Below are 21805 nucleotides of genomic sequence, written 5' to 3' on the forward strand. Positions count from 1 at the left end.
AGAAACCGCCTGAACCAGGGAGAGTCCCACCCATGACCGCCATCCCGAACCTGCCCACGCGCGAACTCCTCGACAAGGCGACCGAGACGACGACGCGCGTGCTGGATCAGGTCCGCACGCTGACGGACGTGATGGGTCGGCACGGGGCGGCCCTGCTGCCGCCGGTGCCGGGGGCCTCGGTCGCGCCGGAACTCAGGGACCTGGCCGCCCGCTTCGCCCGCACCCCGGCGGCGCTGGCCCAGGACGCGCAGGCCTACGCCACCGACGCGGCGCAGCGCTGGCTGCTCTTCTGGGACGTGATGCGCGAGGCGGGGAACAACTTCGTCGAGCACGAGCGCGCCGGCTGCCCGCCGGTCCTGTTCTTCGACTACGAGACGGTGGTGGACGGCCGCAACCTGGCCCGGCCGGTCAACTATGCCCTGGTCCGCATCACCCCACCCGAGGGCTACAAGCCGACCGACCCGGCGCTGCGCCCCTTCGTCATCATCGACCCGCGCGCCGGCCACGGCGCCGGCATCGGCGGCTTCAAGTCCGACAGCCAGGTGGGCGTCGCGCTGCGCCGCGGCCACCCGGTCTATTTCGTCGTCTTCTACCGCGAGCCGGAGAAGGGGCAGACCATCCTCGACGTGACGGCGGCCGAGGCCACCTTCCTCACCCGCATCGCGCTGGACCACCCCAAGGCGCCGAAGCCGGTCGTGATCGGCAACTGCCAGGGCGGCTGGGCGACGATGATGCTCGGCGCCGCGGCACCCGATGCGGTCGGCGCGCTGGTGCTGAACGGGGCGCCGCTCTCCTACTGGGCGGGCGAGAAGGGGCGCAACCCGATGCGCTACCTGGGCGGCCTCGCGGGCGGCGGCTGGCCGGCCTCGCTGATGGCGGACCTCGGCAACGGCAAGTTCGACGGCGCCTCGCTGGTGGCGAACTTCGAGAGCCTTTCCCCCGGCAACACCTGGTTCCGCAAGTATTTCGACCTCTATGCCGGCGTGGACACCGAGGCCGACCGCTTCCTCGAATTCGAGCGCTGGTGGGGCGGCTACTTCCTGATGACGACGGACGAGATCCGCTGGATCGTCGACAACCTCTTCATCGGCAACCGCTTCTCCTCGGGCCAGATCTCCCAGGGCGGCGGCGAGACCTTCAACATGCGGGAGGTGAAGGCGCCGGTCATCGTCTTCGCCTCCTCCGGCGACAACATCACGCCGGTCGGGCAGGCGCTGCGCTGGATCGCGGACGTGTATCGCGACGAGCAGGAGATCAAGTCGCTCGGCCAGACCATCGTCTACCTGCTGCACGACCAGATCGGCCATCTCGGCATCTTCGTCTCCGGCGCCGTCGCCAAGAAGGAACACACCGAGATCGCGACGACGCTCGAGATGATCGAGGCCGTCGCGCCCGGCCTCTACGAGATGAAGATCACCGGCCACGAAGGCTCGGGCAGCAACGAGGAATGGCAGGTCGAGCTGGTCGAGCGGAAGATCGCCGACATCCGCACCCTCTCGGGCGAGGCGAGCAACGAGGCCTTCCCCGCCGTCGCCAAGATCTCGGAGATGAACCAGCACCTCTATGACGTGCTGGCGTCTCCCGTCGTGCGCCAGTTGGCCACGGAGGCGAGCGCGGAGGCGCGCCGGCAGGCCAGCCCGATGCGGACGCGGCGCTACATGCTCAGCGACCTCAATCCCTTCATGATGCCGGTGCGCGCCATGGCCGGGATGGTGCGGCAGCACCGCGCCCCGGCCGCCGCGGAAAACCCCTTCCTGGCGCTGGAGAAGGCCTGGGCCGACGGCGTCGAGAAGAGCATCGACACCTGGCGCGACATGCGCGACGCCTGGATCGAGACCGCCTTCCACGCGGTCTATGGCGGCCTCGCCGCCGTCGGCGTGACCGGCGACGACGCGGCGGCCGAGGCCGAGGTCGCGCGCCGCTCCATCGCCGCCGAGCCGGCACAGCTTGCCGATGCGCGCGCGAAGGTCGCCGAGGGCGGGTACGCCGAGGCCGTCATCCGCATGATGATCCTGCTCGCGGATGCGCGCGGCGGCGTGCGGCGTTCGCGCCTCGCCCGCTCCAACGCGCTGCTGACGACCGAGGCTCCCTTCGTCGGCATGCCCCCTTCCGCGCGCCAGGCCATCATCCGCGAGCAGACGGTCATCGTGACCCTGCTGCGGGAGGAGGCGCTCGCCACCCTGCCCAGCCTGCTGCCAGTCGCGGCGGAGCGCCGCAAGGCGCTCGCCGCGGTCGAGCACGTGGCGGGGCCGGAGGACGAGCTCGGCGACAAGGCGCGCGAGATGCTCGGGCGCATGCGGCAGGCGCTGGGGCTCGGCCCGAAGGCCGCGGTGGCCTGACGCGACGCGGGGCTTCCCAGCGGCGCCCCCACCGGGTCTAGGATGCGGCCGGAACACCTCCGACGAGGCCCATGGCCGCTCCGGCCGATATCACTGACGACGTGCTGGACCTCGCCTTCCGCGAGGCCCGACCCATGGCTGCGCTCGCCAGTGCCGAGCGGTATCTCATCGCCCGCCGCGGCGGCCCGCCGCGCGTGCCGGCTGCCGTGATCCAGGCCCTGGAGGATCTCGCGGGTGGGCGGCCCGCGCCCTCCCCCGTCACCCGCGCCGCGCTCGCCATCGCGGATATCGTCGAGCGCCATGGCGCCGCCTTCCCGCCCGGCGCCGAGCCCGCCTATCACGACCGGCACCACCAGGCCGAAGCCGTTCTCGCCATGGGCTGGCTCGCCGGGGCGGCGCGCAGGCTCGGCCTGCTCTCCCATGAGGAGGCGGAGGTCGCCGTCGCCGCCATGGCCGCGCACGACCTTCTGCATGACGGGCAGCCGCATGCCGAGCGTGGACTGCTCGAGCGCCGCTCGGCCGAGGCCGCCGCCGCCATCGCCGCGCAACACGGCGTGGCGCCGGAGATGATCGCGGCGCTGCGTCGCACCATCCTTGCCACGACCTGGCCCTGGGTCGAGTCGGAGGCGCCCGACCTGCTCTGTCGCCTGGCGCGCGAGGCGGACCTCTTCGGCAGTTCCCTGCCCACCCTTGGCATGCGGTTGAGCCGGCTGCTGGCGCTGGAACTCGCCACCGCGGGGCAGCCCGCCGCGGAGACGGTGGCCGGCCACGCTGCACGGCTCGCGCTGCTGCGGCTGCTGCCGCCGCCGACACCGGCGGCGCGCGTCCTGGGGCTGGAAGCTGCGCGGGCAGCGCAGATCGCCGCCTACGGCGCCACCGCGGCGCGGTTGCGGATCGAACCGCCGACGCCGGATGCCGGTGCCGCGGCGCTCGACACCATGGATGCGGGCGACGCCGAGGCGTTGCTCGCCTGGGCAGGGACGGCCAAGTGAGTGGATCGGCACGCGGCCCGGGGCTGTTCCTCGTCTTCACCGCGGTTCTGGGGGTGGCGGCTGCGCTGCTGCTCGGCGCCGTGGCAATCACTGCCCTGGCCTCGCCGGCGGGGCTGCCGCTGACGGCCCTGCTGCTCGCGGTGCTCGGCGTGCTCGTCGGGCTGGGCGGCGCCGCGCTGGTGGCGCAACGCCTCTCCGGCGGCCTGCGCGCGCTGACGCGGGAGGTGGAGGCAATCCGGCGGCTCGACCTCGACCACCCGCCTCCGGCGGTGGGCGGTGCGGCGGAAGTGCATGCGCTCGGCGACGCGCTGGGCGGCACCAAGGGCGCGCTGCGGCTGTTCAGCGTCTATGTGCCGCGCGACCTGGTGCGCAAGCTGATGGCCGAGGGCGCGGAGGCGAAGCTCGGCGGCGAGCGGCGGCGCCTGACGGTGATGTTCAGCGACGTGCAGGGCTTCACCACCATCGCCGAGCGCATGGACCCGGAGGAGTTGATGCACCTCACCTCCACCTATTTCCAGGCGCTGACGGACGATCTGCTCGAGCACCACGCGACCATCGACAAGTATATCGGCGACGCGGTGATGGCGATCTGGAACGCGCCGAAACGCGACCTGACGCACGCCATGCATGGCTGCCACGCCGCGCTGCACGCGCGCCACCTGACACTGCGGCTGGAGGAAGACTTCGCCGCGCGCGGCTGGCCGCGGCTGCATACACGCTTCGGGCTGCACAGCGGCGAAGCCGTTGTCGGCAATGTCGGCTCCTCCGACCGCATGGCGTACACTGCGATCGGGTCGATGGTGAACATCGCCTCGCGGCTCGAGGGCATGAACAAGATGTACGGCACGCAGATCCTGGTTTCGGAGCAGACCAGGATCGGCGCCGGCAATGCCTTCGTCTTCCGCCCGGTGGACGTGGTGCTGGCGAAGGGCTCGCAGGACCCGCTGGAAGTGCACGAACTGGTCGGGCTGGCGATCGCCCCCGACCCGAAGGATGCGCCGCTGCTGGCCGACCCGGCGCTGGTCGCGCGGCTGCCCGCCTGGCGGGAGGCGATCCGCCTGTTCCGCGCCGGGCAGTTCGATCGCGCGTCGGAGGCGCTGCGCGAGGCCGGCGACCCCGTGAAGGACTCGCTCGTCGCGGCCTACGCCGCGCGGCTCGCGCGCTTCCCCGAAGGGCCGCCGCCGGGCTGGTCCCCCGTGACGCGACTGGACAGCAAGTAGGACCCGCATGGCGAAGGGCAACCGCAGGAAGATCAAGCTCGCGCTGCAGGGCGGCGGCTCGCACGGGGCCTTCACCTGGGGGGTGCTCGACCGCCTGCTGGCCGATGACCGGCTGGAGGTCGAGGCGCTCGTCGGCACCAGCGCCGGCGCGATGAATGCGGCGATCGTCGCCGACGGGATGATCGCCGGCGGGCCTGCCGCGGCCCGGCGGATGCTCGACGCCTTCTGGGAAGGCGTGGCGGACACCTTCACCATGTCCCCGGTGCAGCCGACGCCGTTCGACCTGATGTTCAGCCCGGGCAATATGGATTTCTCGCCGGCCTGGCGCGTCGCTGACGTGCTGCAGCGGCAGTTCTCGCCCTATGAGCTGAACCCGACGAACCTGAACCCGCTGCTCGACCTGATTGGGCGCGTGGTGGATTTCACGCGGCTGCGCAGCGCGCCGGGTCCTTCGCTTTTCGTCTGCGCGACCAACGTGCTGACAGGGCGCCTGCGCGTCTTCGAGCGGAGCGAGATGAGCGCCGCCGCCGTCATGGCCTCCGCCTGCGTGCCGCTGCTGCACCACGCCGTCGAGGTGGAAGGCCAGCACTACTGGGACGGCGGCTATTGCGGCAATCCGCCGATCTTCCCGGTGATCTACATGGGCGGCACGCCGGATATCGTCATCGTCCAGCTCAACCCGATCAACATCCCGGAGGTGCCGCGCGACATCCGTTCCATCGTCGATCGGATGAACACGCTGGCGTTCAATTCCTCGCTGATGCGCGAGATGCGCATGATCCGCTTCGTGACCGACCTGATCGACCAGGGACAATTGCCGAAGGAGAAGCACCTGCGCTGCTTCATCCACACCATCGACGCGGAGGTGGAACTGGCGGCGCTCAACGCCTCCTCGAAGCTGAACGCAAGCCGCGGCTTCCTGCGCCACCTGCGCGCGCTGGGCGTGGAGCGAGCGGAGCACTTCCTCGCCACGCATTTCGATGCCATCGGCGAGAGGTCGTCCACCGACATCGTCGGCAAGTTCCTGTAGCGGCCAGCGCAGCCTTCATTCGCGCCGACGGGAGCCGGCGACGACCCTGGCGGCGATCGCCTTCAGGGCCCGGCCTTACCCCCGGCGGCGAGAAGGGCGAGCACCTCCTCGTCCTCGAGCTGGTGGAAATCGCCGTAGCAGCCGCCGATGCCGAAGGGGATGTCGGAGACCTCGGCGCAGACGACGCGGTCGGCCTCGGACGAGATCGCATCGATGCTCTCCCGCGGCGCGACCGGCACGGCGAGGACCAGCGGCGTCGCGCCCTGTGCCCGCAGCGCGCGCAGCGCCGCGCGGGCCGAAGCGCCCGTGGCCAGCCCGTCATCCACCAGGATGGCGGCGCGGCCGCGCGGGTCGGGACGCTCGCGGCCGCGCAGATAGATCGCTTGCCGGCGGGCGAGTTCACGCGCCTGCTCGGCCTGCACGCGCGCCATGTCGGTCTGCGTCAGGCCGCAGGCGGCGACGATGTCGGGGTTCAGCACCGGCTCCGTAGCACCTTCCGCCAGTGCGCCGAAGGCGAGCTCGGCATGCCAGGGCACGCCGAGCTTGCGGACCAGGAAGGGTTCCAGCGGCGCGCCGAGGGCTGCGGCGATCGGCGCCGCGACGGCCGCGCCGCCGCGCAGCAACGCATAGACGATGGGCTGTTCCAGCCCCAGCGCGCGGAGCAGAGGCACCAGCTGCTCCCCGGCCCCCTGCCGGTCGCGGAACATCGCATCGCCCCAGCGCCTGGCCATGCGCTCACCGCAATGAGGCGTTGACCCGCTCCAGTGCCTCGGCGCCCGGGCAGAGCTCCGCATCGCCCAGCGCATTGAGCGGCGCCGGGACCGTGCCGAGGTTCTCGTGCAGCGCGGTCGGGTTGGGGTCCACGAAGATCAGGCCGGTCAGGATCTCGCCCGCCGCCTTGCGGTCCATGATCTGGTGCATGGCGGAAGCGCGGTCGGTCGGGTCATGGTCCGCATGCATCTTGCGCAGGCGAAGCACGGACCCGTCGTGCTGCATCACCTCCGTCATCTCGCCCGGCGCGTAGGAGGCGGTGATCTCCTGCCGCGGCAGCATGATGTCGAGCCGGTTCAGCGCGTCGTTGTGCTCGCGCACGTAGTCGTAGGACTTGGTGCTGCCGGGATGGTTGTTGAACGCCACGCAGGGGCTGATGACATCGAGGAACGCGGCGCCCTCATGCAGCAGCGCGGCCTCGATCAGCGGCACGAGCTGATCCTTGTCGCCCGAGAAGGAGCGCGCGACGAAGGTGGCGCCGAGCTGCACCGCGATGGCGGCGAGGTCGATCGGCTGGTCGGTGTTGACCGTGCCCTTCTTCGCCACCGAGCCGAGGTCGGAGGTCGCGGAGAACTGCCCCTTGGTCAGCCCGTACACGCCGTTGTTCTCAACGATGTAGGTCATGTTCACGCCGCGGCGGATGCTGTGCGCGAACTGGCCGAAGCCAATCGAGGCGCTGTCGCCGTCGCCCGAGACGCCGAGATAGATCAGCTCCCGGTTCGCCAGATAGGCACCCGTCAGCACCGACGGCATGCGCCCGTGCACGGAATTGAATCCGTGTGCCGCGCCGAGGAAGTAGGTCGGCGTCTTGGATGAGCACCCGATGCCCGACAGCTTCGCCACGCGATGCGGCGGGATGGCGAGGTTGAAGCAGGCCTGGATGATCGCCGCGCTGATCGAATCATGCCCACAGCCGGCGCAGAGCGTGCTGATTGCGCCTTCGTAGTCGCGCCGCGTCAGCCCGATCGCGTTGGTCGGCAGCTTCGGGTGGTGGAGCTTCGGCTTCGGCAGGTAGCTCATGGCGTGGCCTTGCGGAAGGGCAGGACATTGGCCGCCGCCGCCCGGTCGGCGATGGCGGACTGGATGAAGCGCGCGGTGATCGGCGTGCCGTCGTAGTGCAGCACCGGGACCAGCTTCGCGGGGTCGATCTCCTCCTCGTTGACGAGGAGAGTGCGAAGTTGGGCGTCGCGGTTCTGCTCCACCACGAAGACGCGGTCATGCGCCGCGATGAAGGCGGCGACATCGTCGTGGAAGGGGAAGGCACGGATGCGCATGGCGTCGAGGTGGATGCCCTGCGCCTCGAGCGCCGCCAGCGCCTCCCGCATCGCGGCGGAGGTGGAGCCGTAGAAGATCACCCCGTCGCGCGCCTTGTCCTTCGCCGGCATGGCGATCGGCCGCGGCACCAGCGAACGCGCCGTGTGGAACTTCCTCAGCAGGCGCTGCATGTTGTCGACGTAGGGGCCGCCATCCTCGGTGTAGCGTGCTTCCCTGTCGCGCGAGGTGCCGCGCGTGAAGAAGGCGCCCTTCTCCGGATGCGTGCCCGGCCAGGTGCGGTAGGGAATGCCGTCCCCATCCACGTCGCGGTACCGTCCGAAGCCCGCCACCATGTCGAGGTCCGCCGCGGTCAGCACCTTGCCGCGGTCCATCTTCCGGTTCGGGTCCCACTTGAACGGCTCGCAGAGCCAGTCGTTCATGCCGATGTCGAGGTCGAGCATGACGAAGACCGGCGTCTGCAGCCGGTCCGCGAGGTCGAAGGCATCCGCGCCGAAGGTGAAGCACTCGGCCGGGTCCTCGGGCAGCAGCATCACGTGCTTGGTGTCGCCGTGGCTGGCATAGGCCGCGGAGAGCAGGTCCGATTGCTGCGTGCGCGTCGGCATGCCGGTGGACGGCCCGGCGCGCTGCACGTCGAAGAGCACCGCCGGGATCTCGGCGAAGTATGCGAGGCCCAGGAACTCCTGCATCAGCGAGACGCCCGGCCCGGAGGTCGCGGTGAAGGCGCGCGCGCCGTTCCAGCCCGCGCCGATCACCATGCCGATGGAGGCGAGTTCGTCCTCCGCCTGCACGATCCCGTAGCGCTTCGCCCCCGTCCCGGGGTCCTTGCGCAGGCGGCCGCAGTGCTTCTCGAAGGCCTCGGCGAGCGAGGTGGAGGGCGTGATCGGATACCAGGCGCAGACCGTCGCGCCGCCATAGACCGCGCCGAGCGCCGCAGCCTGGTTGCCGTCCACGAAGATGCGGTCGCCCACCGCGTCCGCGCGCTTGAGCTGCAGCCCGATCGGACAGGACAGGTTCTGCTGCGCCCAGTCGCGGCCCATCTCCAGCGCGGCGAAGTTGGCGGGAACCAGCTTCTCCTTGCCCTTGAACTGGGCAGCGATGCAGGCCTTGACCGCCTCCACGTCCATGTCGAGCAGCGCCGACAGCGCGCCGAGATAGACGATGTTCTTGAACAGCTGCCGCTGCCGCGGGTCCGAATAGGCGTTGTTCGTGATCTCCGTCAGCGGGCAGCCGATGACGGTGATGTCGTCGCGGAACTTCGACTTCGGCATGGGCCGCGTCGAGTCGTAGAACAGGTATCCGCCCGGCTCGATCTCGGCGACGTCGCGGTCCCAGGTCTGCGGGTTCATCGCGACCATCATGTCCACGCCGCCACGCCGGCCCATGTGGCCGGCCTCGCAGACGCGGACCTCGAACCAGGTCGGCAGCCCCTGGATGTTCGAGGGGAAGATGTTGCGCGATGCGATGGGCACGCCCATCCGCAGGATCGACTTCGCGAAGAGCCCGTTGGCGGAAGCGGAACCGGACCCGTTGACGTTGGCGAACTTGACGACGAAGTCGTTCGTCGCGGTTATCGGCTGTGGCATGCGTGCGCCTTCGGCTTGGCGGTCTCGAGCAGGAACTTCTGCATGTCCCAGGCACCGGTCGGGCAGCGCTCGGCGCACATGCCGCAGTGCAGGCAGACGTCCTCGTCCTTGACCATCACACGGCCCGTCTTCAGGCCATCCTGGACGTAGAGATCCTGGTAGGTGTTCACCGCCGGCGCCTTGAGGCGCGTGCGGAGTTCCTCCTCCTCGCCGTTCTCGGTGAAGGTGATGCAGTCGGTCGGGCAGATGTCCACGCAGGCATCGCATTCGATGCAGAGCTTCGCCGTGAACACCGTCTGCACGTCGCAGTTCAGGCAGCGCTGAGTCTCTCGGTAGGCCATCTCCCGGTCGTAGCCGAGTTCGACTTCCGCGGTGATGTCGCGCAGCGCCTTCTCGGCGGGCATGTGCGGCACCTTGTAGCGAAGGTCGAGCGAGACCTCGTTGTCATAGGCCCATTCGTGGATGCCCATCTTCTGGCTGGCGATGCGGACATCCGGCGCGGGCCGCGCCTTCACGTCCTCCCCCTTGCAGAAGAGGTCGATCGAGACCGCCGCCTCATGCCCATGGGCCACGGCCCAGATGATGTTCTTCGGGCCGAAGGCGGCATCGCCGCCGAAGAAGACGCGCGGCTCGGTGGACTGTAGCGTGTCCGCGTCGAGCTTCGGCAGGCCCCAGCGGTCGAACTCGATGCCGGCATCGCGCTCGATCCAGGGGAAGGCGTTCTCCTGGCCGATAGCGACCAGCACGTCGTCGCATTCGATGGTGACGTCCGGCTCGCCGGTCGGCCGCAGCGAACGGCGGCCCTTGTCGTCGTATTGCGCCGCGACCTTCTCGAACACCATGCCGGTCAGGCGGCCGTTGTCGTGCAGCACTTCCTTCGGCACCAGGAAGTTGAGGATCGGGATGCCCTCGTTCATCGCGTCCTCCTTCTCCCAGGGGGACGCCTTCATTTCGTCGAAGCCGGAGCGGACGACAACCTTGACGTCCTCGCCACCCAGGCGGCGGGCGGAACGGCAGCAATCCATCGCCGTGTTGCCGCCGCCGAGCACGATCACGCGCTTGCCGATCGACGTCACATGCCCGAAGGACACCGAGGCCAGCCAGTCGATGCCGAGTTGGATGTTCGCCGCCGCTTCCTTGCGGCCCGGCACGTCCAGCTCACGCCCGCGCGGCGCGCCGGAGCCGACGAAGACCGCGTCATAGCCTTCCGCGAGCAGCCCCTTCAGGCTGTCGACGCGGCGGTTCATGTGGCTGACCACGCCCCCGCGATCGAGGATGTAGCCGCATTCCTCGTCGATCACTTCCTCGGGCAGGCGGAAGCGCGGGATCTGCTGGCGGATGAAGCCGCCGGCCTTGGCCTCGCCGTCGAAGACGTGGATCTCGTAGCCGAGCGGCGTAAGGTCGCGCGCGACCGTCAGGCTTGCCGGTCCCGCGCCGATGCAGGCGATGCGCTTGCCGTTCCGCTCGCGCGGGATCTCCGGCATGCGCGCCGAGACGTCGCCCTTGTTGTCGGCTGCGACGCGCTTGAGGCGGCAGATGGCGACCGGCTCTTCCTCGACGCGGCCACGCCGGCAGGCGGGCTCGCAGGGCCGGTCGCAGGTGCGGCCGAGGATCCCCGGGAAGACGTTGGAATGCCAGTTGACCATGTAGGCGTCGGCGTAGCGGCCCGCCGCGATCATCCGGATGTACTCCGGAACGGGCGTATGGGCCGGACAGGCCCACTGGCAATCGACGACCTTGTGGAAATACTCCGTGGACGATGTGTCCGTCGGCTTCACGCGCCCGGCCTCCATGACCATGATTCCCGAAGGGAGAGGCACGCACCCGGCATCATTCCGCCAGGTGCTCCATGTGGTCAGGGATCGGTCGCCAAACAAGCGCCGTCGTCATTCCTGGTCGTCCACTCCCCGCCGTTCAACGGCTTGGAGGATGCTGCACCAAGGCGCGGGCAACGGCAATGCGCTGAATCGTGCTGCGCTGCAGCGTGGTCAGATGTCGAGGAAGACGGTTTCCCCCTCCCCCTGCAACCGTATGTCGAGCCGCCACGCCCCTGCATCCGCAGGTTGTGCGATGAGCGTGCTGCGCCGTGCCTCCGGCACCAGGGCGAGGACAGGGTCCTCGGCAAGGCCCGCATCGCCGGCGAAGTAGGCGCGCGTCACCAGGCCACGCATCAGGCCGCGGGCGAAGATCGAGACGACGATGTGCGGTGCCTGGGTGCTGTTGCCGGGGCCGGGCACGGGGCCGGGCTTCACCGTGACGAAGCGGAAGCGCCCTTCCCCATCCGTGGCGCAGCGCCCGAATCCGTGGAAGTCGGAATCGTAACGGCCCTCGGGGTCAGCCTGCCAGACCTCGACCATCGCGTCCGCGACGGCCGCGCCGGTGCCGTCGGTGATACGACCGGTGAGCACGACGCGCTCACCCGCAATGCCCGCATTGGGCCCATCCGCGCGCAGCAGGTCGGCCCATTCCGGGAAGTCGATCATGTGCCAGTAGGGGCCGGCGGTCTGGCTGGCGGTGGCGTGGGTCATGTCAGGCGTTCTCGAAGGGCGTGGCGTCGCGGCCGCGCAGCACGATGTCGAAACGGTAGCCGAGCGCCCATTCGGGCTTCGTGACATGCAGGTCGAACTTCGCGACCAGCCTCTCCCGCGCTGCAGCATCCCCGCTGCCCTGGAAGATCGGATCGAGCTCGAGCAAGGGATCGCCCGGAAAGTACATCTGCGTGACGAGGCGCTGGGCGAAGCCGGCGCCATGCAGGCCGAAATGGATGTGGATCGGCCGCCAGGCGTTCCAGTGGTTGCGCCACGGATAGGCGCCGGGCTTCACGCTGGTGAAGCCGTAATTGCCCTCGGCATCCGTGAAGACACGCCCGCGGCCGAGGAAGTTCGGGTCCAGCGGCGCGTCGTGCTGGTCGCGCGGATGATGGTAGCGGCCGGAGGCATTGGCCTGCCAGATCTCGACCATGGCGTTGGGGACGGGGCGGCCGTTCTCGTCCAGCACACGGCCGGCGACGATGATGCGCTCGCCCAGCGCCGCCTTGCCGTCGACGGTCGAGATATCCTCGTGCGGTGCATACCAGGCGGGATCGAAGCGCGGCGCCGAGACCTCGGTGAGCGTGTGCGGGATGCGCACCGGCGCCGCCTTGGGGTGGCGCGCATGGGTGCTGCCGTAGGAGGGCAGGTCGAGCGGCGGCTGCGAACCTTCCGCGATCGGCCGATACGGGACCGGGTCTGCCATGTCCTTGCCTCCCTCGTCGGAGGCGGAGCGTTGATGGCGGCAGGCCCGGCCGTCAAGCGCGGCGTCAGTCTTCCTCGCGCAGGATGCGGACGGCGGCGAGCAGCGCCTTCTCGTAGCGCGCCCGCTCCTTCGCGGTGACGTCCGCCGGCCAGTCGCGGAAGCCGCGGCCGGTCTTGGGGCCGAGGCGGTTCTCGGCGACCAGCCGGGCCAGGGTCGGGCTGGGGTCCGGACTGTTGCAGAGCGAGGGATAGATGGTCCGCCCGGCTTCGAGCTGCGTCTCCAGCCCCGCGAGTTCCTTCTGCGTGATCGGACCCGCGGCGACGTAGCGGAAGCCGAAGCAGTAGCGGACGGCGTTGTCCACGTCCTCGGCCGTCGCGAGGCCTTGGTCGATCACCGCGAAGGCTTCCCGCATCAGCGCATGCTGGATGCGGTTGGCGAGGAACCCCGGCACGTCCTTCGCCACCCGGATCACCTTGCGGCCGAGGCCCGCCATGATCGCGGCGACGGCATCGCAGATCGCGGGATCGGTGTGCTCGCCGCGCACCACTTCGACGCCGGGCACGAGATGCGCGGGCAGGAAGAAGTGCAGGTTGGCGCAGCGCGCCCGCGTGGCGATGTGCCCGGCGATGTCGGTGATGCGATAGCCCGATGCATTGGATACGACCGGGATGCCTGGCGGCACCAGGGTGTCGAGCCGCCCGAACACCTCCTGCTTCAGCGCGAGGCGTTCCGGCACTGCTTCCACCACGATCTCCGCGGAGGCGTAGTCGGGTTCCTCCATGCTCGCGACAAGCGTCAGGTGTGCCGCGCTGTCCGGGTTCCCGTCGAGTTGCCCGATCGAGGACCGCACCCGCGCCGTCGCCTCCGGCCAGCGCGCTTGCGCGGTCTCCACCGCCGTCACGCGCCATCCGCCAGCGAGGAAGATCGCGGCGATGTCACACCCCATCAGCCCCATGCCCAGGATCACGGCATGGCGGCGTGGCGTATCGGTCATGGTCTCGCTATCCCCCCGGCGCGCAGGATGAAGTCGGCGATCTCTGCCACGCCCTTGTTGTCCTTGAGATTGGTGAAGAAGAACGGCCGCGCGCCGCGCATCCTGCGCGCGTCGCGGTCCATCACGGAAAGGTCCGCGCCGACCAGCGGCGCGAGGTCGATCTTGTTGATCACCAGCAGGTCGGATCGCGTGATGCCCGGCCCGCCCTTGCGCGGGATCTTGTCGCCGGCCGAAACGTCGATGACGTAGATCGTCAGGTCCGCCAGTTCCGGGCTGAAGGTCGCGGCCAGGTTGTCGCCGCCGCTCTCGATGAACAGCACTTCCAGCGAGGGGAACTTCTCCACCATGTCGTGCACGGCGGCGAGGTTGATCGAGGCATCCTCGCGGATCGCGGTATGCGGGCAGCCCCCGGTCTCGACGCCGGCGATGCGCTCGGGCTCCAGCGCGCCGGCGCGGGTGAGGAACTCGGCATCTTCCTTGGTGTAGATGTCGTTGGTGATGACCGCGATGTCGTGGCGGTCGCGCAGGTGCTTGCAGAGCCGTTCGGTCAGCGCCGTCTTGCCGGAACCCACAGGGCCGCCGATGCCGACGCGGAAAGGGCCGTTTCTCATGATCTGAAGAGCCTCGTGTACTGCGTCTCGTGGCGGATGGAAAAGAGGTCGAGCGCCGGGCTGGCCGTGCCGAGGCGGTCGAGGTCGGCAACCAGCGCCGCCTCCGCCGCGGCAGTGACGACCGGCAGCAGCGCGGCGGTCGCGACCTGCCCGTCGGTCTGGCCGAGCGGCACAAGCCGCACGCCCACCGACACCAGGTTCGCCGCGAAGGCAGAGAGATAGCCAAAGGCCGCATCGCGCAGCGGCAGGCCTTGCGCCGCAGCGGCGGCCCCGAAGGCGACCGCATGCACGATCCGCCGAGGATGCCGCGCGGCGAAGCCGGCAAGACGTTCGTCGTGCCACGCCGCCAGGGTGACGGAGAGGAACGCAGTGCCCTGCCCCTCCGCCTCCAGCGCTGTCTCTGCCGTCCCACGCCATGCGGCGCCGAGTTCCGCCACGGTATCCAGCGCCGCGTCATCGCCCACGACCATGGCGCGATGCGCCGCGGCGAGCAGCGCGCCGTCCACGCGCCCGGTGCCGTCACGCAAGGCCGTCGTCACATAGCGAATGAGGTCCTTCCGGTTCGCCACCGCGCCTGCCTCCACCGCTGCCTCGAGCCCATGGCTGTAGGTGTAGGCCCCGACCGGGTAGGCCGGCGAAAGCCAGGTGAGCAGCCGGTAGAGCGCCTCAGTGCTCGTGGTCGCAGTGGTCGTGGTGATGGTGGTGATCGCCGTGATCGTGGTGGTGGTGTTGCGTCGGGCTGTGGTTGTGCTCGCCATAGGCGCCGCCCTCGGGATCGAAGGGTGCGTCCACCTTGCGCAGCGACGCACCAAGGCCCTCCAGCATGGCGACGATGACATGATCGTCGCGGATCAGCAGGCGGTCACCCTCAATCTGCGTTGGCAGGTGCCGGTTCCCGAGATGCCAGGCGAGGCGCGCGAGATGCTCGCGCGACGACGCGGTGATCTCGACCAGCGGTTCCGGCGCCGCCTTCACGCGCACGAAGCCGCCGCCGGGGAGCGCGAGCCCATCGCCGTCGCGCAGCACCGTCGCTTCCGGCAGGTCGAGCAGGAAGGCAAGCCCCGCCTCCCCCGTGTAGAGCCGCCGGCGCCGATAGCGGTCGTCGAAATCCACCAGCACGGTGTCGCGCGCCTCGGCGTCCGGCCAAGTGCCCGCGCGCTTCACCTCGGTCGCGCGGGGAATGCTTTCGTCGTCCATCCGGAGCCTCAGAACAGGAAATATCGTTGCGCCAAGGGCAGCACCTTCGCGGGTTCGCAAACGAGCAGCACACCATCCGCGTGCACCTCGTAGGTTTCGGCATCCACCTCGATGCGCGGCAGCGCGTCGTTGTGCAGCATGGAGCGCTTGCCGATCCCGCCGCGACAGTTTCGCACCGCGGCCAGCGGGCGAGTCAGACCGAGGCTCCCGGCGATGTCCCCCTCCATCGCCGCCTGGGACACGAAGGTCAGCGAGGTGGCCAGCCGCGCGCCCCCGAACGCGCCGAACATAGGGCGGTAATGCACCGGCTGCGGCGTCGGGATGGAGGCATTCGGGTCGCCCATCAGCGACATGGCGATGGCGCCGCCCTTCAGCACCATCTCTGGCTTCACGCCGAAGAAGGCCGGGCTCCAGAGCACGAGATCCGCGAGCTTGCCGACCTCGATGCTGCCGACATGCTCCGCGACGCCCTGTGAGATCGCGGGGTTGATCGTGTACTTGGCGATGTAGCGCAGCGCGCGGCGGTTGTCGTTGTCGCCGCGCTCCTCCGGCAGACGGCCGCGCTGGACCTTCATCTTATGTGCGGTCTGCCAGGTGCGGATGATGACCTCACCGACGCGGCCCATGGCCTGGCTGTCCGAGGACATCATGCTGATCGCGCCGATGTCATGCAGGATGTCCTCCGCCGCGATCGTCTCCTTGCGGATGCGGGATTCGGCGAAGGCGACGTCCTCGGCGATGCGCGGGTCGAGGTGATGGCACACCATGAGCATGTCGAGATGCTCGTCCACCGTGTTCACCGTGTAGGGCATGGTCGGGTTGGTCGAGGACGGCAGCACGCCCGCCTCCCCCACCAGCCGCAGGATATCCGGCGCATGGCCGCCGCCCGCGCCTTCCGTGTGGAAGGCCTGGATGGTGCGGCCGCGGATGGCCTTGATCGTCTCCTCGACGAAGCCGGATTCATTCAGCGTGTCGGAGTGGATCGCGACCTGGATGTCCATCGCATCGGCGACGGACAGGCAGGTGTCGATCGCCTTGGGTGTGGTGCCCCAATCCTCGTGCAGCTTCAGCCCGCAGGCGCCGGCGCGGACTTGTTCCTCCAGCGCCGCCGGCAGCGCGGCGTTCCCCTTGCCGAGAAAGCCAAGATTCATCGGGAAAGCTTCGGCCGCCTGCAGCATCCGCGCCATGTGCCACGGTCCCGGCGTGCAGGTGGTGGCCAAGGTGCCATGCGCCGGCCCGGTGCCGCCGCCGAACATCGATGTCACGCCGGCAGCGAGCGCCTCCTCGATCTGCTGTGGGCAGATGAAGTGGATGTGCGGGTCGATGCCGCCGGCGGTCAGGATGCGGCCCTCGCCGGCGATGATCTCGGTCCCCGGGCCGATGACGATCGTCACGCCGGGCTGCGTATCCGGATTGCCCGCCTTGCCGATGGCGGCGATGCGCCCGTCCTTCAGCCCGACATCGGCTTTCACGATGCCCGTCACCGCATCGAGGATCAGCGCATTGGTGATGACGGTGTCCATCGCGCCCTGCGCGCGCGTCGCCTGCGACTGTCCCATGCCATCGCGGATGACCTTGCCGCCGCCGAACTTCACCTCCTCGCCATAGGTGGTGAAGTCCTTCTCGACTTCGATGACGATGTCGGTGTCCGCAAGGCGCACGCGGTCGCCGACCGTGGGCCCATACATGCCGGTATAGGCGGCGCGGGAGATCCTGGTCGCCATGCTCAGAGCGCTCCTTCCGTCTCGCCGCGGAAGCCGTGCACGATGCGCGCACCGGCGAAGGAGATCAGCCGGACCTTGCGGGTCTGGCCAGGTTCGAAGCGCACGGCGGTTCCCGCCGCGATGTCCAACCGCTTGCCGCGTGCGGCGCTACGATCGAAGCGAAGCTGCGGGTTGGTCTCGGCGAAGTGGTAGTGGCTGCCGACCTGCACCGGGCGGTCGCCGCTGTTCGCCACCTCGATCTCGATGGCGTCGCGGCCGGCATTGAGTTCGATCTCGCCGGCGGCGATCAGGATCTCACCCGGAATCATCGGCGCGCTCCCTTCGGCTTGCCGGCGGGCTTGCGCTTCGCCGCGGCCCTGGCCTTCGGCTTTGCGCCGGGCTTCGTCGAAATGCGCTTGGCCTTCGGTTTGGCCGTGGGCTTCGCGGGCTTCTTGGTCTGCGACCTGGCCTGCGCCTTCGTCAGCCTGTCGGCGGCGTCCGCATCGCGGATCGGCTGGTGCACCGTCACCAGCTTGGTGCCATCGGGGAAGGTCGCCTCGACCTGGATCTCGTGGATCATCTCGGCGATGCCGTCCATCACCTGGTCGCGCGTCAGCACCTTCGCCCCGTCACGCATCAGGTCTGCGACGCTGCGGCCGTCGCGCGCGCCTTCCACCACGAAGTCGGTGATCAGCGCCACCGCCTCGGGGTAGTTCAGCCGCAATCCGCGATCCAGCCGGCGGCGCGCCACGATGGCCGCCATCGCCACCAGCAGCTTGTCCTTCTCACGAGGCGTCAGGTTCATCCGCCACCGCTCCTCCGCCGTTCCGGCACATTCCCCGCGCCGCGCAGCAAGCCGCGCGCCATCATGGCCATCCGCGCCTCAGCACGTCCACAGGCGCGGCAGGACGGGCGCGGAGCCGAGCACCTGCCCGCGCAGCAACCGGATCGTCGCGCCGAGGCCCTCCCGCACGGCAGCCGCCGCACCCAGCCAGCGCAGCAGCAATAGCCCGGGCCTCGGCAGGGTCGCGGCGGCGCCGGCTCCCCGCGCCGCGTCGCGGGCGGCCTGGAGCGGCGTCTCGCTGGCCGCCAGCAGCGTCGCGCAGGCCTCGGCGCCGGCGAAGCCGAAGGGGTCGTCGAGGCGCTCCCGCATCCCCTCACCCAAGGCCAGCCCATCCGCCCAGAGCAGCGCCCCGCCCCGGCGGACGCGCCAGGTGTCGAGCAGACTGCCCTCCCGCAGGACCTCCCCCCGCGCGTGGCGGCCGAAGACGAGCATCTCGGCCAGTAGCAACGTCGCGCCAGGCGCGAGATCGACCTCCAGCCGTCGCGCCAGGCGCGCGCCGTCGAAGAGGATCGTCTCCTGCGGCAACCATTCGAGCATCGCGCCCGCGCCGACCTGGAGCCGCGCCTCGATGCGCGTCTCGGCGCCGAGGCTGCGATAGACCTTCTCCGCCGCCGGCGTGCTGATGACGGCGTGGGTGCCGGGTCCCGCCTCGATCGACACGGCCACCTCATCCCCGCCGGCGAGGCCGCCCGCCGTGTTCACCAGCGCCGCGAGCGGCGGCTCCCCGGGTTCCGGCGTGGGAAACAGGATGCGCATCGGCGAGGCCTGGTGCAGGTCCGCAAGCCGCGTCTCGCCGCGCGCGAGCGCGAAGCGCAAGGCCGCACCGCCGCGCGAACGCTGGTGGGTCGGCGGGGCGTCGGCGCGGCGCGGCATCGCCTCACCCTGCCACGCGCCCGCGATGTTGCAAGCGCGCCCGCCTTGCCCACGACGCGGGCACGCATCGCCCGCGCCGCAGGCATTCCACGCGTCAGGCGTTCGGCCGCAGCATCTGTCGCAGCACCGCGCCGTCCGAGAGCAGGTCGAAGCCCTCGTTGATCTGGTCGAAGGTGATGTGGCTGGTCTTCAGCTTGTCCACCGGCAGCTTGCCGCGCCGATAGAGCCCAAGCAGCCGCGGCAGGTCGCGTTCCGGCACGCAGGACCCCATGTAGGACCCGCGGATGCTGCGTTCCTCGCTGACCATGTTCGCGTGCAGGTAGGAAACCTGCGCGTTGATGTTGGGCAGGCCCGCGCTGATCGTGCTGCCCCCGCGCGCCGTGATGGCGATGGCGAGTTGCATCGCCGGCACCGACCCGGCCGTCTCGATCACGGTGTCGAGCCCGCCGTCGGTCGCCTCGCGCACCTGCGCGGCGCAATCCTCGTTGCCGGCGAGGAAGACGTCGGTCGCACCCCACTGCTTCGCGAGCTCGAGCTTCTTCGGATTGGTGTCGATCGCGATGATGCGTTCGGCGCCGGCCGCGACGGCGGCGAACAGCGCATTCATCCCGACGCCGCCAAGACCAACCACGGCGATGGCCTCACCCGCTTCCAGCCGCGCCGTATTCAGGACCGCGCCCGCCCCGGTCATCACCGCGCAGCCGAAGATCGCCGCGTCGTCGAGCGGAATGTCCTGCCCGATCTTCACTGCCGAGCGCCGCGCGACCACCGCATACTGCGCGTAGAGCGAAAGCCCGCTGTTGTGGTTGATCGGCGTGCCGTCGAGCCGCCGCAACTTCTTCGTTCCCGTCACCAGCGTGCCGGCCGCCCGCGCGGAATTCCCCGAGGGACAGATGTTCGGCCGCCCGCGCACGCAGTAGCGGCAATTGCCGCAGGACGACGCGAACACCGTGATGACGTGGTCGTCCGGCTTCAGGTCCGTGATCCCGGGCCCGACCTCCCGCACGATGCCCGCGCCCTCATGCCCGATGACGATCGGCAGCGGGCGCGGCCGCTGGTTCTCGATGGTCGAGAGATCGGAGTGACAAAGCCCGGCAGCCGCGACCTCGATCATGATCTCGCCGGGGCCGGGCGGGTCGATCTCCACTTCCTCCACCACCATCGGGCGGGACTTCGCATAGGGTCGGGGAAGCCCCTGCTCGAAGAGGATGGCGGCCTTCATGCGCATGTCGTCGTTTCCTCCTGGGTGGATGCAGCACGCCATTCGGCGATGAGCGCATCCGTCGCGCGGTTCATGTCCTCGGCGCCGTTGTAGCCGTGGAAGGAGACGCGGACACGCCCCCGGCCGTTCCAGGCGAAGACACCGCGCCGCTCCATTCCGGCGACGATGGCCGAGGCGTGCGGGCTCTGCACGCAGACGCTCGCGCCGTGGTGTCGTGGGTCAGGCGGCGTGGTGGATGGGATGTCGGCCTCGCGCAGCCGCTCCAGCATCGCGACCGTCAGCGTCTGCACGTGGCGCTGGATCGCCTCGATGCCGTGACCCGCGAGGTAATCGAGCGCCCCATCCAGGATGTAGAGCCCGAGATGCGCAGGATTCCCCCGCGTGAAGCGCGCCGCGTCGGGCAGCAGCGCCGGGCGCTGAGACCAGTCCGGCCGCGCCATCGACGCGATGGAATGCCAGCCCGCCGTGCTCGGCGCCCAGCCCGCCTGGCGCTCGCGGTTCCAGTATCCGATGGCGACGCCGGTGCAGCCCAGCACCCATTTGTAGCAGGAGGAGAAGGCGAAATCGGCGACATCGGCCCGGATCGGCATCCATCCGGCGGCCTGGGTGAAGTCCACCACCAGCAGCGCGCCGGCGCGATCGGCAGTCGCCCGCAGCGCCGTGAGATCGTGCCGCGCGGCAGTCAGGAAGGACACTGCGCTGACCGCGATCATGCGCGTGCGCTCGTCCACTGCCGCGGCAACGGCGGCCGGTTCGGCCATGCGCGCGAAGCGCAGCGTCACCTCCGGTCGGCTCTGCAAGGTGATCGGGGCGACGACGGAAGGATACTCGTCCGGGTCCACCACGACGTTGTCGCCGGGACGCCAGTCGAGGCTTTCCACCACCATGGAGACACCCTCGGCGACGCTGGAGACGAAGCCGATGTCGCCCGCTTCGACGCCGAACAGCCGCGCCGCGCCGGCGCGCGCGGCGGCCAACCGCGCTTCCTGCCGCGTGCGCCCCGGGGAACCGGCCGACTTGTCATCCGCATAGGCAGAAAAGGCGGCGTCATGCCGGCGCAGGAAGGGCGTCTCCCCCGCCGCGCAGACATGCGCGATGCCGGGCGGGATGCGGAAATCGGCGGGATCGAAGAGCGGTGCCAGGGTCACGTGAGGGCCTCAGATGATCGGTGCGTCTTCGGGCGCGACGGCGCGCGCGACGAAGCCATCGGCAAGCGGCGCGTATTCCTCCCACAGCGCGCGCAGCGCCGGGATCGGTCCCACCGCCTTGTCCACGCGCAGATCGACATAAGGAAAGCACTCCCGATGCACGACGAGCAGGCTGGCCGACGTGACCTCGCCATGCTCTCCGCCCGCCGCTTCGCCGGCCTCAAGCGCGCGGACCAGGCGTTCCGCGAGCGGCTGGCCGGCAGCGGCGAGGAACGCCTCGGCCATCGCCGCCGGCACGCGGTCATTGGCGAGGATATTGCCGATCGCGACCACGTCCTGCCCATGGCTGACGCCGAAGGCGGGCTTCACGCGCTCGCCGTGGAAATGCGCGGTGCGCCCCTCGCGGTCCATCACCGCGATCTGGCGCCAGCGGTGATCCGGGGTCGAGGCCACGAGCGCCGCGACCGCCTGATCCGCCGTGCATCCGGACCGCAGCAGGTCGAGCCCGCGCGGCCCCAGCCGCGGATCGGTGCGGTGCTGCGTCAGCACGCCCCCTAGCCCCGCCGCGAGGAACGGCACCCGCGTGCCGACCGCGATCGACGACGTCGTCACCGCCGCACCGAACTGCCCTGTCCGTGCGCAGCGCCCGAGAAGCGAGAAGGTCATGCCGGCCCCTTCGGCGATGGAGCCGCATTCAAGGCCCCGCAACGCTCGATGGACAAGCCCCCAAGCCCTGCCATGATGGCTCCATCAGACGTTCCGGAGGCAG

The 21805-nt window shown here is 70.0% G+C and carries 20 protein-coding genes and 1 pseudogene; 4 read left to right on the forward strand and 17 right to left on the reverse strand.

What is annotated here, in order from left to right; genetic code table 11:
• Positions 1 to 32 precede the first annotated feature (32 nt).
• The 4 genes from GXW76_RS07350 to GXW76_RS07365 all read left to right on the forward strand — a co-directional run bounded on the left by GXW76_RS07350 (position 33) and on the right by GXW76_RS07365 (position 5581).
• On the forward strand, positions 33 to 2339 hold the full coding sequence (locus GXW76_RS07350) for a DUF3141 domain-containing protein (RefSeq protein ID WP_211861351.1): 2307 nt from the start codon (positions 33 to 35) through the stop codon (positions 2337 to 2339).
• A 71-nt stretch (positions 2340 to 2410) separates the two neighbouring features.
• Positions 2411 to 3331 (forward strand): hypothetical protein, encoded by a 921-nt coding sequence (locus GXW76_RS07355; RefSeq protein ID WP_211861352.1) that lies wholly within the window; start codon positions 2411 to 2413, stop codon positions 3329 to 3331.
• Positions 3328 to 4551, forward strand: a complete 1224-nt coding sequence (locus GXW76_RS26135) for an adenylate/guanylate cyclase domain-containing protein (RefSeq protein WP_211861353.1) — start codon at positions 3328 to 3330, stop codon at positions 4549 to 4551. The genes GXW76_RS07355 and GXW76_RS26135 overlap by 4 nt, the downstream gene beginning before the upstream one ends.
• A gap of 7 nt (positions 4552 to 4558) precedes the next feature.
• Positions 4559 to 5581 (forward strand): patatin-like phospholipase family protein, encoded by a 1023-nt coding sequence (locus GXW76_RS07365; protein WP_211861354.1) that lies wholly within the window; start codon positions 4559 to 4561, stop codon positions 5579 to 5581.
• A 62-nt stretch (positions 5582 to 5643) separates the two neighbouring features.
• On the opposite strand, the gene GXW76_RS07370 is transcribed toward GXW76_RS07365, so the two are convergent.
• From GXW76_RS07370 to GXW76_RS07450, 17 genes and pseudogenes are all read right to left on the reverse strand, one after another.
• Positions 5644 to 6312: a phosphoribosyltransferase gene (locus tag GXW76_RS07370; RefSeq protein WP_211861355.1), complete on the reverse strand. Its 669-nt coding sequence runs from the start codon at positions 6310 to 6312 to the stop codon at positions 5644 to 5646.
• Between the two features lie 4 nt (positions 6313 to 6316).
• A complete protein-coding gene (locus tag GXW76_RS07375; protein ID WP_211861356.1) occupies positions 6317 to 7372 on the reverse strand; it encodes a 2-oxoacid:ferredoxin oxidoreductase subunit beta in 1056 nt (351 codons plus the stop codon).
• Positions 7369 to 9210 (reverse strand): 2-oxoacid:acceptor oxidoreductase subunit alpha, encoded by a 1842-nt coding sequence (locus tag GXW76_RS07380; RefSeq protein WP_211861357.1) that lies wholly within the window; start codon positions 9208 to 9210, stop codon positions 7369 to 7371. The genes GXW76_RS07375 and GXW76_RS07380 overlap by 4 nt, the downstream gene beginning before the upstream one ends.
• On the reverse strand, positions 9195 to 10988 hold the full coding sequence (locus GXW76_RS07385) for an FAD-dependent oxidoreductase (RefSeq protein ID WP_211861358.1): 1794 nt from the start codon (positions 10986 to 10988) through the stop codon (positions 9195 to 9197). Before GXW76_RS07385 ends, GXW76_RS07380 begins: the two co-directional genes overlap by 16 nt.
• 210 nt (positions 10989 to 11198) lie before the next feature.
• The gene (gene pcaG / locus GXW76_RS07390) at positions 11199 to 11738 is read right to left on the reverse strand and encodes a protocatechuate 3,4-dioxygenase subunit alpha (protein ID WP_211861359.1); all 540 of its coding nucleotides are present in this window, start codon (positions 11736 to 11738) and stop codon (positions 11199 to 11201) included.
• Between the two features lies 1 nt (position 11739).
• Positions 11740 to 12444 carry a protocatechuate 3,4-dioxygenase subunit beta gene (gene pcaH, locus GXW76_RS07395; protein WP_211861360.1) on the reverse strand — a complete coding sequence of 235 codons (705 nt, stop codon included), beginning with the start codon at positions 12442 to 12444 and terminating at the stop codon, positions 11740 to 11742.
• Positions 12445 to 12508: 64 nt separating this feature from the next.
• Entirely contained in the window at positions 12509 to 13438 is a 930-nt protein-coding gene (locus tag GXW76_RS07400) for a 3-hydroxyacyl-CoA dehydrogenase NAD-binding domain-containing protein (protein WP_211861361.1), read from the reverse strand.
• Positions 13435 to 14049 carry an urease accessory protein UreG gene (gene ureG, locus GXW76_RS07405; RefSeq protein WP_211861362.1) on the reverse strand — a complete coding sequence of 205 codons (615 nt, stop codon included), beginning with the start codon at positions 14047 to 14049 and terminating at the stop codon, positions 13435 to 13437. The genes GXW76_RS07400 and ureG overlap by 4 nt, the downstream gene beginning before the upstream one ends.
• A complete protein-coding gene (locus GXW76_RS07410; RefSeq protein WP_211861363.1) occupies positions 14046 to 14807 on the reverse strand; it encodes an urease accessory protein UreF in 762 nt (253 codons plus the stop codon). Before GXW76_RS07410 ends, ureG begins: the two co-directional genes overlap by 4 nt.
• A complete protein-coding gene (locus GXW76_RS07415; RefSeq protein WP_211861364.1) occupies positions 14716 to 15246 on the reverse strand; it encodes an urease accessory protein UreE in 531 nt (176 codons plus the stop codon). The genes GXW76_RS07410 and GXW76_RS07415 overlap by 92 nt, the downstream gene beginning before the upstream one ends.
• An 8-nt stretch (positions 15247 to 15254) precedes the next feature.
• On the reverse strand, positions 15255 to 16970 hold the full coding sequence (ureC, locus tag GXW76_RS07420; RefSeq protein WP_211861365.1) for an urease subunit alpha: 1716 nt from the start codon (positions 16968 to 16970) through the stop codon (positions 15255 to 15257).
• Between the two features lie 2 nt (positions 16971 to 16972).
• On the reverse strand, positions 16973 to 17278 hold the full coding sequence (locus GXW76_RS07425; protein ID WP_211861366.1) for an urease subunit beta: 306 nt from the start codon (positions 17276 to 17278) through the stop codon (positions 16973 to 16975).
• Positions 17279 to 17454: 176 nt separating this feature from the next.
• Positions 17455 to 17754: pseudogene (locus GXW76_RS25665) on the reverse strand (urease subunit gamma); the annotation flags it as partial.
• Positions 17755 to 17832: 78 nt separating this feature from the next.
• Positions 17833 to 18666, reverse strand: coding sequence for an urease accessory protein UreD (locus GXW76_RS07435; protein WP_211861368.1), 834 nt, complete (start codon positions 18664 to 18666; stop codon positions 17833 to 17835).
• Positions 18667 to 18760: 94 nt separating this feature from the next.
• A complete protein-coding gene (locus GXW76_RS07440) occupies positions 18761 to 19894 on the reverse strand; it encodes a zinc-dependent alcohol dehydrogenase family protein (protein WP_211861369.1) in 1134 nt (377 codons plus the stop codon).
• Positions 19885 to 21036 carry an aminotransferase class V-fold PLP-dependent enzyme gene (locus tag GXW76_RS07445; protein ID WP_211861370.1) on the reverse strand — a complete coding sequence of 384 codons (1152 nt, stop codon included), beginning with the start codon at positions 21034 to 21036 and terminating at the stop codon, positions 19885 to 19887. The genes GXW76_RS07440 and GXW76_RS07445 overlap by 10 nt, the downstream gene beginning before the upstream one ends.
• Before the next feature lie 9 nt (positions 21037 to 21045).
• The gene (locus tag GXW76_RS07450) at positions 21046 to 21702 is read right to left on the reverse strand and encodes a DUF1028 domain-containing protein (protein ID WP_211861371.1); all 657 of its coding nucleotides are present in this window, start codon (positions 21700 to 21702) and stop codon (positions 21046 to 21048) included.
• Positions 21703 to 21805 lie beyond the last annotated feature (103 nt).

This window comes from Neoroseomonas soli (genome assembly GCF_018129065.1).
In the GTDB taxonomy this organism is placed as follows: domain Bacteria; phylum Pseudomonadota; class Alphaproteobacteria; order Acetobacterales; family Acetobacteraceae; genus Neoroseomonas; species Neoroseomonas soli.

Bases quoted from the DNA above. Each gene is read 5' to 3' on its own strand.
- GXW76_RS07350 (WP_211861351.1), top strand. From the start codon at position 33: ATGACCGCCATCCCGAACCTGCCCACGCGCGAACTCCTCGACAAGGCG.
- GXW76_RS07355 (WP_211861352.1), top strand. From the start codon at position 2,411: ATGGCCGCTCCGGCCGATATCACTGACGACGTGCTGGACCTCGCCTTC.
- GXW76_RS07365 (WP_211861354.1), top strand. From the start codon at position 4,559: ATGGCGAAGGGCAACCGCAGGAAGATCAAGCTCGCGCTGCAGGGCGGC.
- GXW76_RS07370 (WP_211861355.1), bottom strand. From the start codon at position 6,312: ATGGCCAGGCGCTGGGGCGATGCGATGTTCCGCGACCGGCAGGGGGCC.
- GXW76_RS07375 (WP_211861356.1), bottom strand. From the start codon at position 7,372: ATGAGCTACCTGCCGAAGCCGAAGCTCCACCACCCGAAGCTGCCGACC.
- GXW76_RS07380 (WP_211861357.1), bottom strand. From the start codon at position 9,210: ATGCCACAGCCGATAACCGCGACGAACGACTTCGTCGTCAAGTTCGCC.
- pcaG (WP_211861359.1), bottom strand. From the start codon at position 11,738: ATGACCCACGCCACCGCCAGCCAGACCGCCGGCCCCTACTGGCACATG.
- pcaH (WP_211861360.1), bottom strand. From the start codon at position 12,444: ATGGCAGACCCGGTCCCGTATCGGCCGATCGCGGAAGGTTCGCAGCCG.
- GXW76_RS07400 (WP_211861361.1), bottom strand. From the start codon at position 13,438: ATGACCGATACGCCACGCCGCCATGCCGTGATCCTGGGCATGGGGCTG.
- ureG (WP_211861362.1), bottom strand. From the start codon at position 14,049: ATGAGAAACGGCCCTTTCCGCGTCGGCATCGGCGGCCCTGTGGGTTCC.
- GXW76_RS07410 (WP_211861363.1), bottom strand. From the start codon at position 14,807: ATGGCGAGCACAACCACAGCCCGACGCAACACCACCACCACGATCACG.
- GXW76_RS07415 (WP_211861364.1), bottom strand. From the start codon at position 15,246: ATGGACGACGAAAGCATTCCCCGCGCGACCGAGGTGAAGCGCGCGGGC.
- ureC (WP_211861365.1), bottom strand. From the start codon at position 16,970: ATGGCGACCAGGATCTCCCGCGCCGCCTATACCGGCATGTATGGGCCC.
- GXW76_RS07425 (WP_211861366.1), bottom strand. From the start codon at position 17,278: ATGATTCCGGGTGAGATCCTGATCGCCGCCGGCGAGATCGAACTCAAT.
- GXW76_RS07435 (WP_211861368.1), bottom strand. From the start codon at position 18,666: ATGCCGCGCCGCGCCGACGCCCCGCCGACCCACCAGCGTTCGCGCGGC.
- GXW76_RS07440 (WP_211861369.1), bottom strand. From the start codon at position 19,894: ATGCGCATGAAGGCCGCCATCCTCTTCGAGCAGGGGCTTCCCCGACCC.
- GXW76_RS07450 (WP_211861371.1), bottom strand. From the start codon at position 21,702: ATGACCTTCTCGCTTCTCGGGCGCTGCGCACGGACAGGGCAGTTCGGT.